The sequence below is a fragment of the Streptomyces sp. Y2F8-2 genome, assembly GCF_014905555.1.
Taxonomy (GTDB): Bacteria; Actinomycetota; Actinomycetes; order Streptomycetales; family Streptomycetaceae; genus Streptomyces; species Streptomyces cynarae.
In genome coordinates, this window is sequence record NZ_BNGS01000008.1 from 400,825 (window position 1) to 413,230 (window position 12,406).

Below are 12,406 nucleotides of genomic sequence, written 5' to 3' on the forward strand. Positions count from 1 at the left end.
GTCCGGGGGAGTCCCCCGGAAGACCCAGCCACCAACCCGAAAGATCCCAGGCAATGTCTGAGACCCAAACCGGTGCTTCCTACGCGGCGGCAGGCGTCGACATCGAAGCGGGCGACCGCGCCGTGGAGCTCATGAAGGAGTGGGTGAAGAAGACGCAGCGCCCCGAGGTCCTCGGCGGCCTCGGCGGCTTCGCCGGCCTCTTCGACGCCTCCGCCCTCAAGCGCTACGAGCGTCCGCTGCTCGCCTCCGCCACCGACGGCGTCGGCACCAAGGTCGACATCGCGCGCCGGATGGGCGTCTACGACACCATCGGCCACGACCTGGTCGCCATGGTCATGGACGACATCGTGGTGTGCGGCGCCGAGCCGCTGTTCATGACCGACTACATCTGCGTCGGCAAGGTCCATCCCGAGCGGGTCGCCGCGATCGTGAAGGGCATCGCCGAGGGCTGCGTGCTGGCAGGGTGCGCCCTGGTGGGCGGCGAGACGGCCGAACACCCGGGTCTGCTGGGTCCCGACGACTTCGACGTCGCGGGCGCCGGTACGGGCGTCGTGGAGGCCGACCGGCTCCTCGGCGCCGAGCGGGTCCGTGAGGGTGACGCGCTGATCGCCATGGCGTCCTCCGGACTTCACTCCAACGGGTACTCCCTCGTCCGGCACGTCCTGCTCGACCGGGCGAAGCTCGGCCTCGACCAGCACATCGACGACCTCGGCCGCACCCTCGGCGAGGAGCTGCTCGAGCCCACGAAGATCTACTCGCTGGACTGCCTGGCCCTGATGCGCACCGCCGAGGTGCACGCGTTCAGCCACGTCACCGGTGGTGGACTCGCGGCCAACCTGGCCCGCGTGATCCCCGACCACCTGCACGCCTCGGTGGACCGCTCGACCTGGACGCCCGCTGCGGTGTTCGACCTCGTCGGGAAGACCGGCGACGTCGAGCGCCTGGAGCTGGAGAAGACCCTGAACATGGGCGTCGGCATGATCGCGGTCGTCCCCGAGCAGTCGGTGGACGTCGCGCTCGCCGCCCTCGCCGACCGCGGCGTGGACGCATGGGTCGCCGGCGAGATCACCGAGCGGGGCGAGCACGAAACGGGTGCCGCCCTGGTCGGGGACTACGCCGGCTGAGACCCTGCCGACAGCACAGAACCCGGTCCGTGGCCAGGGCCACGGACCGGGTGAAAACTCAGTGCAGGGTCAAGCGCCGCGACGGTGCCGAGAGGACGACTCGTCTTGCTCGTCCTCGTCGTCGTCCGCGTACAGCTCGGCGTACCGTGCGTACAGATCGTCGTCGTGCTCATCGTCCTCGAACCGGTCGCCGTTCGGCGACGCGTTCGACGTCGATGCGCCCAGCTCCTCGGCCAGGCGTGAGAGGTCCGTCCCACCGCTGTTGTACTTCAGCTGGCGGGCGACCTTCGTCTGCTTGGCCTTGGCCCGGCCGCGCCCCATGGCTCGACCCCCTCAACGACGGGGCTCGACGGCCCCAGAGTCTTGACACGCGTTCATGATCCGGAACGGGCTCTCCGCAGAGAGACCGGCCCGTAGGGCTTCCACGGTACCTGAGCCCACGCCCATACGGTACGTCGCCCGCAGGACGGGCGTGTGCCCATGACCGTCGAGGAGCCCTGTCCTCGCTGGTCACGGCCGATTTTAACCACTTATTGGCCGACGACCCGCCGAGGAAAGTGAGAGTCCTCTCAAACCCTCCCTCGGCGGGTACCGGTCAAACCCGGGTGGCCCCCCTGGGGAAGGTCACCGTCCGCGCGCCTCCGCCATCCGCTGCTCGGCGATCCGGTCGGCCGCGGCGGCCGGCGGAATGCCGTCCTCCTTCGCACGAGCGAAGATCGTCAGCGTGGTGTCGAAGATCTTCGCCGCCTTCGCCTTGCACCGGTCGAAGTCGAAGCCGTGCAGCTCGTCGGCGACCTGGATGACACCGCCGGCGTTGACGACGTAGTCGGGCGCGTACAGGATCCCGCGGTCCGCGATGTCCTTCTCCACACCCGGGTGCGCGAGCTGGTTGTTGGCCGCGCCGCACACCACCTTCGCCGTCAGCACCGGCACCGTCTCGTCGTTCAGCGCCCCGCCCAGGGCGCACGGGGCGTAGATGTCCAGGCCCTCGGTGCGGATGAGGGCAGCGGTGTCGGCGGCGACGGCGACCTGGGGGTGCGCGTCGGTGACACGGCGCACGGCGTCCGGCCGTACGTCCGTGATCACCACGTCGGCGCCGTCCTCGAGCAGGTGCTCGACCAGGTAGTGCCCGACCTTGCCGACACCCGCGATGCCGACCTTGCGCCCGCGCAGCGTCGGGTCGCCCCACAGGTGCTGGGCGGAGGCCCGCATGCCCTGGAAGACGCCGTACGCGGTGAGCACCGAGGAGTCGCCCGCGCCGCCGTTCTCGGGAGAGCGGCCGGTGGTCCAGGGGCACGCCCGGGCCACCACGTCCATGTCGGCCACATAGGTGCCGACGTCACAGGCGGTGACGTACCGGCCGCCGAGCGAGGCCACGAAACGGCCGTAGGCCAGCAGCAGCTCCTCGCTCTTGATCCGCTCGGGGTCGCCGATGATCACGGCCTTGCCGCCGCCGTGGTCCAGCCCGGCCATGGCGTTCTTGTACGACATCCCGCGCGAGAGGTTCAGCGCGTCGGCGACGGCCTCCTCCTCGCTCGCGTACGGGTAGAAGCGCGTGCCGCCGAGGGCGGGGCCCAGAGCGGTGGAGTGGATCGCGATGACGGCCTTGAGGCCACTGGCCCTGTCCTGACAGAGCACGACCTGCTCATGACCCCCTTGATCCGAGCGGAACAGGGTGTGCAGTACATCAGCAGGTGCGCCGGTTACGTCGGTCACGGTGGTGACTCCCGGTTGAGTAGCGGCGGTTGGGGGAGGGTCCCGTGCGGGTGGCGGGGCCCGTGGGCATGAGCGTAGAGCGTGCGGGCGCCCACGTTGCGCGCAGTGCCGAGGATCACCCTCCCTCGGAGTACGCCCGGACGGGTTCGTGGGACGATTTGCAAGGGTTTTCCACCTCGGCCGGGCCGGTGCCCGGGCGGGTTCGGGTTGGGTTCCGGTGGGGAGGGAGCAGGTGTGCCCAAGGTGTCCTCGGTGATCGTCCCGTACGCGTCCTACTTGCGCGTGTACGAGCCGCTGGCCGCCTTCCCGGAGCCGGAGCGCAGTCACTGGGCCCGCTACGCCCGCCGCCCCGACCGCCCCTCGTACCAGGACGAACTGCGCCGTTCCCTGGCCGACTTGCTGCCCACGCCGCCGGTCGCGGTGCCGGTGCACGAGAGCGACGACGCCTTCGTGACCGAGGTCGAAGGGGTGCTGTGCGTGTGCCCCTGGCGCACCCGGCTGCGCGGCTGGCAGGCGCTGGGGGAGCTGCCCGAGGAGCTGCCGGCGCCGGTCCTGGACGCGGTCCTGCCGCCCGTCGTGCGCCGCCAGGCCGCCCAGGACTACGAGCGCTGGCGGGAGCGGAACCCGGACGCGCGCCCCTGGATCCGCACCGCGACCTGGCAGGTTCCGCTGAACTGGTTCGTGCTGGTCTCCGACGAGGAGCGCAGGTACGAGAAGGGGACCGGCGAGGTGCCCCCGTTGCTGCGCTACCGCACGCCCATGGTGCAGGCCCGCAGGCGCGTCGCGCGGACGCTGAGGACGCTGAGGGACACGATCGACGAGGGACCGCTCATCGACGGTCTGGTGGACGTCGGGCGGTGGCTGGAGGAGTTCCACCCTCGGTCCCTGGTCGAGCTGGACTACGGCGGGCTGGTCCACGTCCTGCCGGCCGCCGAGCTGGACGCGGACCACTCGGCCGCGGACGTCGCCGAGGGCGTCGAGGCCCTGCGGCACGGGGACGGGGCGGCGGCCGGGGAGGCGTACGGGCGGCTGGTGGAGCGCTGGCGGGCCGTACGGGAGCGCCGGTCGGCGAACTGAGGGCGGTCCCTCAGCCGGGGCTCTGGTGAACCGTTGCTCGAATTGTGACCCGCGAGACATGGTGAAGTCGAAACCCTTGGCCCATGGTTGACGTACCGCAGGTAGGTGCGGGATCGGGGCGGAGGACGTAGCGACCGATCCGGGCTTATGCCGCCAAGCGTGACGGACGGCACTTACAAGGACCTTGCGTCTTACGGCCCTCCTCATGCCAAAATAGGACAAGGAGCCCGGGGGAGGCTCCTTCTGCCCACATCTGGGCGGAAACTCAGCATTGCACGCTTTGGGGGGTCTCGTGACTCCTGATCGTCCTGTGACTGTTCGTCACAGTGGCGTGACTGTCCGCTATGGCATGGTCCATCGGCTTCCGTCGCTGATGAACACCTGGGAGGGCAATTCCATCGGTTTGGCCTACGCGGCTGGACAGATGGTGTAGTTGTAGTGCCGAGGACAAGCCGTTCGTCCTATAACCGACTCGACTCGCGTCCGCCATTTCGGGCAACGCGGGTCAAGGTGCAGAATTTAGAGGAAAGAACCGAGAAGGTTCGGTTCTCCCGAGGAGGCCGCTCATGACCGCTCGCACCCCTGATGCCGAGCCGCTGCTGACCCCGGCTGAGGTCGCCACCATGTTCCGCGTCGACCCGAAGACGGTCACGCGGTGGGCGAAGGCCGGCAAGCTCACGTCCATCCGTACGCTCGGCGGGCACCGCCGCTATCGCGAGGCCGAGGTCCGCGCCCTGCTCGCGGGCATCCCGCAGCAGCGCAGCGAGGCCTGAACAATCGCATAGCCGGACATACAGGCAGGTCCCCCACCTGCCGTGACGTCCGGGACAACAGCTCCAAGCGACGCGGGTTCTGCCCCAACAGGACTCACGCCCGAGGTCAATAGAGGCACGACAAGGGTGCGTCGTAGATCGCGCTGGACTCCGCCGGGTCCAGCGCGATCTTTTTTGTGCGCCGACCGGGTGTGCGGGGCCGGGCTGTGAGCGGCCTTGTCGCGGTCTGGGGAGGGGTGTCGGAACCGCTGTGGGTCACCTCAGGGCAGGGTGCAATTGCACATATTAAATTGACCCTTTGTAGGAGGGGGGTAAGGGCGGCGCTCCCCGAAACTGGTGCGGTGACACCCGTCACATGCCAGAGTCCTTGTTGCGGGTGCGGAGTCTTTGCTAGGGAACAGCCCACTGAGCGGCGGCTGTTGGGCGGCCGCACGTCCAGGAGTGCCCACGCCGGCGCGGGATGAACCCCCGGGTTTGTCAGAGGGTCGTGGCACTCTCGGGGGCGCTGTCGTCCTCCGGGGCCGTCTCCGGAGCCTCCTCGCCGCGCTGGACGGGTTCCATGGCCAGGCGCAGCAGGTGGTGGCAGATGGGGCAGTGCCGGGTCAGATGGCGGTACCCGGCGGCGGCGGACAGATGGGCCCGGAGCAGAGCGCCGGTCTCGTGCCGAACGGACGCCGCCATACGCCACCTCCCCGGGGCCGCCCGCACTCAGGGAGCCCTGACTTCTGGGGTACCGAGGGAAAGTGACTCCGTCAAGGCACGGGGCGCTGCCGCTTGGCGCTGCCGCTCGGGAGAGCGAGGGGTGCCGTCGGCGGTGGCGGACCGGCGTTGAGATGCCGCCACGGGGCTCCACCCCGAACCCCTTCCGCCCGCTGCCGACCGGCCCCCGTTGCGGCTGCGCCGCGGCGCGGTCTCCGGCTCGGCTGGTGGTGTCGTGCCCGGGGGGTATGGCGAAGGCCCGCGTCCGTTGCCGGATGCGGGCCTTCGCTGATGCGGTCCTGACGGGATTTGAACCCGCGGCCTCCACCTTGACAGGGTGGCGAGCACTCCAAACTGCTCCACAGGACCAGGTCTCGCGGCGCTTTCGTGCGTTGCGCTGCGAGAAGAGACTGTACAGGAGGGTGAGCCCCTGGTCGAACTCACCCTTCGTGCCCGCGTCGTCACGGCACCGCCGCGTCGATCGCCTTCACGATCCGCTTGTCCGACACCGGGTACGCCGTGCCCAGCGCGTGGGCGAAGTAGCTGACCCGGAGTTCCTCGATCATCCAGCGGATGTCCCGCACCGACGACGGCACGGGACGGCCCTGCGGCAACTGCTCCAGCAGCCACGCGTACTCGTCCTGCATCTCCCGGACCTTGTCCATGCGCGTGGTGTCCCGCTGCACGTTCGTCGGCATCTGCTGGAGGCGGCGGTCCGCGGCCACCAGGTACCGCATCAGGTCCGGCAGTCGCCGTATCCCCGCCTCGGTCACGAACCCGGGCTTCACGAGGGCGTCCAGCTGCGCCCGTACGTCCGCCAGGTTCGGCAGCAGGGCAGGGCTGCGCACCACCTTCAGGCGGCGCTCACAGGCCTGCCAGGCGGCCAGCACCTGCTGCACCTGCGCGACCGTGCGCACCGTCGTGTCGACGATCTCCGCGCGCACCCTGTCGAACAGCTTCCGGTACGACTCCTCGTCCCACGCCGGTCCCCCGAAGTCCCCGATCAGCTTGTCCGCCGCCGCCATCGCGCAGTCGTCGAACAGGGCCTGGATCGAGCCGTGCGGGTTCGCGGACAGGGCGAGCTTCTGCTGGTTGGTCAGCTTCTCGGACGCGAACTTCGCGGGGTTCACCGGGATGTTGCGCAGGATGAGCCGGCGCGTGCCCTTCCACATGGCCTCGGCCTGTTCCGCCTCCGTGTCGAAGAGGCGTACGGACACCGTGTCGCCGTCGTCGACCAGCGCCGGGAACGCCTTGACCGGCTGCCCGGCCCGGCGCGTCTCGAACACCTGGGTGAGCGTGCCGATCGTCCAGTCCGTGAGGCCCGTGCGCTCCAGGGACTCCCCGCCCTGCCGTTCGGCGGTGGCCGCCGCGGCCTGCGACAGCGCCTTGCGCGCCTTGGGCTTCAGCTGCAGCTTCAGGGCCTCGAGGTCCTTGTCCTCCGCCAGCTTGCGGCGCCGCTCGTCAACGATCCGGAAGGTGATCTTCAGATGGTCCGGCACCTTGGACCAGTCGAAGTCCTCCGGCTCGAACGGCACCCCGACCATCCGCTTCAGCTCACGCGCCATCGTGGTGGTCAGCGGCTCCTGCAAGGGCACCGCCTTCTCCAGGAACGCCTTCGCGTAGTTCGGCGCCGGGACGTAGTTGCGGCGGATCGGTTTGGGGAGGGAGCGGATCAGTTCCGTGACCAGTTCCTCCCGCAGGCCCGGGATCTGCCAGTCGAAGCCCTCGTCCGTGACCTGGTTGAGCACCTGCAGCGGGATGTGGACGGTCACGCCGTCCGCGTCCGCACCCGGTTCGAACTGGTACGTCACCCGGAACTTCAGCCGGCCCTGGCGCCACGAGTCGGGGTAGTCGTCCTTGGTGACCGCGCCCGCCTTCTCGTTGATGAGCATCTCGCGCTCGAAGTCGAGGAAGTCGGGCTGCTCATGGCGTTTGCGCTTCCACCAGGAGTCGAAGTGCGCGCCGGAGACGACGTGTTCGGGCACCCGCTGGTCGTAGAAGTCGAACAGCGTCTCGTCGTCGACGACGATGTCCCGGCGCCGGGCGCGGTGCTCCAGCTCCTCGACCTCGCTCAGCAGCCTGCGGTTGTCGGCGAAGAACTTGTGGTGGGTGCGCCAGTCGCCCTCGACCAGGGCGTTGCGGATGAACAGCTCGCGGCTGGCCTCCGGGTCGATCCGGCCGTAGTTCACCTTCCGCTGCGCGACGATCGGGACGCCGTACAGCGTGACCTTCTCGTACGCCATCACGGCCGCCTGGTCCTTCTCCCAGTGCGGTTCGCTGTAGGTCCGCTTCAGGAGGTGGCCGGCGAGCGGCTCGACCCACTCGGGCTCTATCTTGGCGTTGACGCGCGCCCAGAGGCGGGAGGTCTCGACGAGCTCGGCGGACATCACGAAGCGCGGGGGCTTCTTGAACAGGGCCGAGCCGGGGAAGATCGCGAACTTGGCGTTGCGGGCGCCCAGGTACTCGTTCTTCGCGCCCTCCTTGACGTCCTTCATGCCGATGTGCGACAGCAGACCGGCGAGGAGCGAGAGGTGGATGCGGTCGGCCGGGGCGTCGTCCTCGTTGACGTGGATGTCCATCTGCTTGGCGACCGTGCGCAGCTGTGTGTAGATGTCCTGCCATTCGCGGATGCGCAGGAAGTTGAGGTACTCCTGCTTGCACATCCGGCGGAAGGAGGACGAGCCGCGTTCCTTCTGCTGCTCGCGGATGTAGCGCCAGAGGTTGAGATAGGCGAGGAAGTCGCTCGTCTCGTCCTTGAAGCGGGCGTGCTGCTGGTCGGCCTGGGTCTGCTTGTCGGCGGGCCGCTCACGCGGGTCCTGGATGGACAGGGCGGCGGCGATCACCATGACCTCGCGGACGCAGCCGTTCTTGTCGGCCTCCAGGACCATGCGTGCGAGGCGCGGGTCGACCGGCAGCTGGGCGAGCTTGCGGCCGGTTTCGGTGAGGCGCTTGCGCGGGTCCTTCTGCGTGGGGTCCAGGGCGCCCAGTTCCTGCAGGAGCTGCACGCCGTCGCGGATGTTGCGGTGGTCCGGCGGGTCGATGAACGGGAACTTCTCGATGTCGCCGAGCCCGGCCGCGGTCATCTGGAGGATGACGGAGGCGAGGTTCGTCCGCAGGATCTCGGCGTCGGTGAACTCCGGGCGGGCGACGAAGTCGTCCTCGCTGTACAGCCGGATGCAGATGCCGTCGCTGGTCCGGCCGCAGCGGCCCTTGCGCTGGTTGGCGCTCGCCTGCGAGATCGGCTCGATGGGCAGTCGCTGGACCTTGGTCCGGTGGCTGTACCGGGAGATCCGGGCGAAGCCCGGGTCGATGACGTACTTGATGCCCGGGACGGTGAGGGAGGTCTCGGCGACGTTCGTCGCGAGAACGATCCTGCGGCCCGTGTGCGGCTGGAACACGCGGTGCTGTTCGGCGTGGGACAGCCGGGCGTACAGCGGCAGGATCTCCGTGAACCTGTACTGCTTCCTGGTGAGCGCGTCCGCCGTGTCGCGGATCTCGCGCTCGCCGGAGAGGAAGACGAGGATGTCGCCGGGCCCCTCGGCCATCAGCTCCTCGACGGCGTCGGTGATCGCGGTGATCTGGTCCCGGTCAGCGTCGTCGGAGTCCTCCTCCAACAGCGGCCGGTAGCGCACCTCCACCGGATAGGTCCGGCCGCTGACCTCGACGATCGGCGCGTCGCCGAAGTGCCGGGAGAAGCGCTCGGGGTCGATCGTGGCCGAGGTGATGACGACCTTGAGATCCGGGCGCCGGGGGAGGAGCTGGGCGAGGTAGCCCAGCAGGAAGTCGATGTTGAGGGACCGCTCGTGGGCCTCGTCGATGATGATCGTGTCGTAGGCGCGCAGCTCGCGGTCCGTCTGGATCTCCGCGAGCAGGATGCCGTCCGTCATCAGCTTGATGAAGGTGGCGTCCGGGTTCACCTGGTCGGTGAAGCGGACCTTCCAGCCGACGGCCTCGCCGAGGGGGGTGTCCAGCTCTTCCGCGACCCGTTCGGCGACGGTGCGGGCGGCGATACGGCGGGGCTGGGTGTGGCCGATCATCCCGCGCACGCCCCGGCCGAGCTCGAGGCAGATCTTGGGGATCTGGGTGGTCTTGCCGGAGCCCGTCTCACCGGCCACGATCACGACCTGGTGGTCGCGTATGGCGTCGGCGATCTCGGTCTTCTTCTGGCTGACCGGGAGTTGCTCGGGGTAGGTGACGGCGGGTACGCGGGCGGTGCGCTCGCCGATCCGCGCCTCGGCCTTGGCGACCTCCGCCTCGATCTCGGCGAGTACGGCGGCCCGGGCTTCCGGCTTGCGGATCTTGCGCGCGCCTTCCAGCCTGCGGCCGAGCCGGTGCGCGTCGCGCAGGGAGAGCTCGGTCAGGCGAGGGGCGAGGGTGCCGAGGGCGGAGGCGGGATGCGTAGACATACGCGGTCCAGGATCTCACCTCGGTGAAATTCGTGGCTAACGAATTGCCGCGGGCCGTTCCCGGCGCGGCCTGTCCGTCCCGTGGCAGCCGCCCGGTCGCTACGGGTTCTGCTGCTGCGCAGCGGTGGCCGTTGCCGGCAGGTCCCGGGTCGCCATGGCCTTCGCCGTGTTGGAGACGGCCTTGATGCCCAGGTACGCGGTGGTCATGCTGCTGACCGCCGTGAAGGCCGCGGTGAGCACACCGACCATCACCGACTTGTCGCCGTCCAGGCGCCAGACGCCGAAGATCGCCACGACGGCGATGGCGACGTTGCTGATGATCACCGCGAGCAGGCCGTAGCGGGCCCGCGTCTTCTCCAGTTCCGTGTCCTGCATGGCACTCGCCCCCGGCTCAAGTTTCCCCGTCGCTGCCTGGACCAGCCAGAACGTAGCGCCCGGAACGGGACATGCCAAGGCGGCCAGCCGGGACATGCCAAGCGACCGGTCGGGACGCCGCCGACGGCCCCTCACGACGAAAGCCTCGTCCCGGAGGACGAGGCTTTCGGTGCGGTGGCTGGGGCCGGGGTCGAACCGGCGACCTTCCGCTTTTCAGGCGGACGCTCGTACCAACTGAGCTACCCAGCCACGAGGCTTCGGGTGAAACCTCAGCGGTCCTGACGGGATTTGAACCCGCGGCCTCCACCTTGACAGGGTGGCGAGCACTCCAAACTGCTCCACAGGACCAAGCGCTGCGTACGACAGTGTCGCACAGGGTGGTGCGTGCCCCCAACGGGATTCGAACCCGTGCTACCGCCTTGAAAGGGCGGCGTCCTAGGCCGCTAGACGATGAGGGCTATCGGCCCGCCTGGGCGCTTCTCAGCGCGTCGGGGACGTGAGAAGCATATGGGATGGGAGGAGGGTTCGCCAAAACCGTTTAGGGGGCGCTCGGCGTCGGGGTCGCGCCGGAGCGGCTCGCGGGGGGCGTGCTCGGGGGCGTGGTGCCCGGCGAGGGGCTCCCGCCCGGCTGGTTCTCCTTGGCCAGGTGACGGGTCACCTCCGCCGTCGTCTGCCCCAGGCCGCCGAGCCTGATCTCGTCCCAGGCCTGCAGACGGCGGGTGTCCCGGTCCAGGTAGAGGATCGAGGCCTCGATCGGGGCCGGGTACTGGCGCTCGACCGCCCGCAGGCCGCTGCCGCCCGTCGACCCCTCGATGCGCAGCCGGGTGCCGTACTTCATGATCTCCATCCCCTCGTGGTGCAGATGTCCTGCGAGGGCCAGCGGCACATCGCCGTCCACCTGGCGCGCGGCCGTCGGCTCGTGGGCGATCGCGATGTCGACGGGCCTGCCCGCGGCCTTCTGGTCGCGCAGGGCCGTGGCCAGGCGCGCGCCCGCCAGTTCCTCCGCGCGGTCGCCGCCCGGGGTGACCGACCGGTCGGGGGTGAACTGCGGGTCCCCCATACCGGCGAAGCGCAGGCCGGCGATGCTGACCGCCCTGCCGTCGTCCAGGACGTGCACGTTCTTCATGTGCTCCAGGTAGCGCTGGGTGGTGAGGGAGTCGTGGTTGCCGCGGACCCAGACGTAGGGGGCGCCCAGGTCGGCGATCGGGTCCAGGAAGCGGTTCTCCGCCGCCGTGCCGTGGTCCATGGTGTCGCCGGAGTCGACGATCACGTTGACGTCGTACTGCTCGACCAGCGAGGCGATGATCTTCCAGCTCGCCGGGTTGAGGTGGATGTCGGAGACGTGCAGGACCCGGATCGTCGTCGGGTCCGGCTGGTAGGCGGGGAGGGTGGATGTGACGTCGTAGAGCTTCGTCACGTTCGTCACCAGGCGCGCCAGCTCCTGCTGGTAGACGTCGAACTCGGTGACGATGCTGCGCGCGTTGCCGACCAGGGAGGGGGCGGAGGAGAGCAGGCCGGAGAACTTCGGCTCGAGGACCGACTCGGGGTTCCAGGTGGCGTACGCCGTCGCTCCCGAGGCGCCGAGGAGGGTGAACGCCAGTCCGCCGGCCGCGAGGGCCCGCCGGGGGCGGCGGTAGACCGCCAGGCCGAGCGCGGTGGCGCCGGCGACCACGGCCACGCAGGAACGCACGGCGAGGTCGAGCGTGCCGTGCTCGACGTCGGCGGTGATCTCCTGCTGGAGCCCGGAGATCCGCTCCGGGTGGTCCACCAGTTCCTGGGAGCGGCCCGGGTCGAGCTGGTCGACGTTGACGTCCAGGCGGACGGGCGCCTGGTGGCTGCTCAGCTCCAGGGCGCCGAGCGGGGAGATGTTGATCTTCGTGCCCCCGGCCAGTGAGGGACGCAGGGTCATCGTGGTGTTCATGGGGCCCACCGGGACGCGCACATCGCCCACGATCAACAGGCCGAGCCAGGCGCCCAGCAGCACCACGACGACCATGCCGAGGGCCCGGAGCCAGGGGTGGGGCTGCGGGACGAGTTCGGCGGCCGGGTGCGGGCGGAGTGAGCGGTAGTACCGGGCGAGGGTGGAGGGCGCCCTTCGAACGCGGTTCAGAGCTGCTGTGGGGACGCGGTCCATTGGTCCCGTATGCCCAGGTTGCTGAGTGGATATGCGGAGGGGATCAACGGATACGGGGGCGGTCGAACCGCACCGGTCGGGGTGTCGTGCCGGACAATGGCC

9 protein-coding genes and 4 tRNA genes are annotated in these 12,406 nt (G+C 69.6%); 3 read left to right on the forward strand and 10 right to left on the reverse strand.

The window, feature by feature from the left end:
• Positions 1-53: 53 nt before the first annotated feature.
• Entirely contained in the window at positions 54-1,124 is a 1,071-nt protein-coding gene (gene purM / locus SY2F82_RS27340) for a phosphoribosylformylglycinamidine cyclo-ligase (RefSeq protein ID WP_200421787.1), read from the forward strand.
• Between the two features lie 69 nt (positions 1,125-1,193).
• Here the strand turns inward: purM and SY2F82_RS27345 are convergent, their stop codons facing one another.
• Together SY2F82_RS27345 and SY2F82_RS27350 are read right to left on the reverse strand one after the other, a co-directional pair.
• Positions 1,194-1,445: a DUF3073 domain-containing protein gene (locus SY2F82_RS27345; protein WP_200421788.1), complete on the reverse strand. Its 252-nt coding sequence runs from the start codon at positions 1,443-1,445 to the stop codon at positions 1,194-1,196.
• Positions 1,446-1,748: 303 nt separating this feature from the next.
• Positions 1,749-2,840, reverse strand: coding sequence for a Glu/Leu/Phe/Val dehydrogenase (locus SY2F82_RS27350; protein ID WP_200421789.1), 1,092 nt, complete (start codon positions 2,838-2,840; stop codon positions 1,749-1,751).
• Positions 2,841-3,074: 234 nt separating this feature from the next.
• Between SY2F82_RS27350 and SY2F82_RS27355 the strand changes: the two genes are divergently transcribed.
• Complete coding sequence (locus SY2F82_RS27355; protein ID WP_200421790.1) at positions 3,075-3,917, forward strand: hypothetical protein; 843 nt, start codon at positions 3,075-3,077, stop codon at positions 3,915-3,917.
• A gap of 566 nt (positions 3,918-4,483) precedes the next feature.
• Positions 4,484-4,690, forward strand: coding sequence for a developmental transcriptional regulator BldC (gene bldC, locus SY2F82_RS27360; protein WP_003949541.1), 207 nt, complete (start codon positions 4,484-4,486; stop codon positions 4,688-4,690).
• Positions 4,691-5,167: 477 nt separating this feature from the next.
• Here bldC and SY2F82_RS27365 read toward each other — a convergent pair whose 3' ends face one another.
• The 8 genes from SY2F82_RS27365 to SY2F82_RS27400 form a co-directional block, all read right to left on the reverse strand.
• Positions 5,168-5,371 carry a DUF6274 family protein gene (locus SY2F82_RS27365; RefSeq protein WP_200421791.1) on the reverse strand — a complete coding sequence of 68 codons (204 nt, stop codon included), beginning with the start codon at positions 5,369-5,371 and terminating at the stop codon, positions 5,168-5,170.
• Between the two features lie 312 nt (positions 5,372-5,683).
• Positions 5,684-5,758: transfer RNA gene (locus SY2F82_RS27370), tRNA-Asp, on the reverse strand.
• A 92-nt stretch (positions 5,759-5,850) separates the two neighbouring features.
• Positions 5,851-9,795 (reverse strand): ATP-dependent RNA helicase HrpA, encoded by a 3,945-nt coding sequence (gene hrpA / locus SY2F82_RS27375; RefSeq protein ID WP_200421792.1) that lies wholly within the window; start codon positions 9,793-9,795, stop codon positions 5,851-5,853.
• Between the two features lie 99 nt (positions 9,796-9,894).
• Complete coding sequence (locus tag SY2F82_RS27380; protein WP_200421793.1) at positions 9,895-10,170, reverse strand: hypothetical protein; 276 nt, start codon at positions 10,168-10,170, stop codon at positions 9,895-9,897.
• Positions 10,171-10,345: 175 nt separating this feature from the next.
• Positions 10,346-10,419: transfer RNA gene (locus tag SY2F82_RS27385), tRNA-Phe, on the reverse strand.
• Between the two features lie 24 nt (positions 10,420-10,443).
• A tRNA-Asp gene (locus tag SY2F82_RS27390) sits at positions 10,444-10,518 on the reverse strand.
• Between the two features lie 37 nt (positions 10,519-10,555).
• A tRNA-Glu gene (locus SY2F82_RS27395) sits at positions 10,556-10,628 on the reverse strand.
• 80 nt (positions 10,629-10,708) lie between these two features.
• Positions 10,709-12,304 carry a metallophosphoesterase gene (locus SY2F82_RS27400; protein WP_200421794.1) on the reverse strand — a complete coding sequence of 532 codons (1,596 nt, stop codon included), beginning with the start codon at positions 12,302-12,304 and terminating at the stop codon, positions 10,709-10,711.
• Positions 12,305-12,406 lie beyond the last annotated feature (102 nt).

Bases quoted from the DNA above. Each gene is read 5' to 3' on its own strand.
- purM (WP_200421787.1), top strand. From the start codon at position 54: ATGTCTGAGACCCAAACCGGTGCTTCCTACGCGGCGGCAGGCGTCGAC.
- SY2F82_RS27345 (WP_200421788.1), bottom strand. From the start codon at position 1,445: ATGGGGCGCGGCCGGGCCAAGGCCAAGCAGACGAAGGTCGCCCGCCAG.
- bldC (WP_003949541.1), top strand. From the start codon at position 4,484: ATGACCGCTCGCACCCCTGATGCCGAGCCGCTGCTGACCCCGGCTGAG.
- SY2F82_RS27365 (WP_200421791.1), bottom strand. From the start codon at position 5,371: ATGGCGGCGTCCGTTCGGCACGAGACCGGCGCTCTGCTCCGGGCCCAT.
- hrpA (WP_200421792.1), bottom strand. From the start codon at position 9,795: ATGTCTACGCATCCCGCCTCCGCCCTCGGCACCCTCGCCCCTCGCCTG.
- SY2F82_RS27380 (WP_200421793.1), bottom strand. From the start codon at position 10,170: ATGCAGGACACGGAACTGGAGAAGACGCGGGCCCGCTACGGCCTGCTC.
- SY2F82_RS27400 (WP_200421794.1), bottom strand. From the start codon at position 12,304: ATGGACCGCGTCCCCACAGCAGCTCTGAACCGCGTTCGAAGGGCGCCC.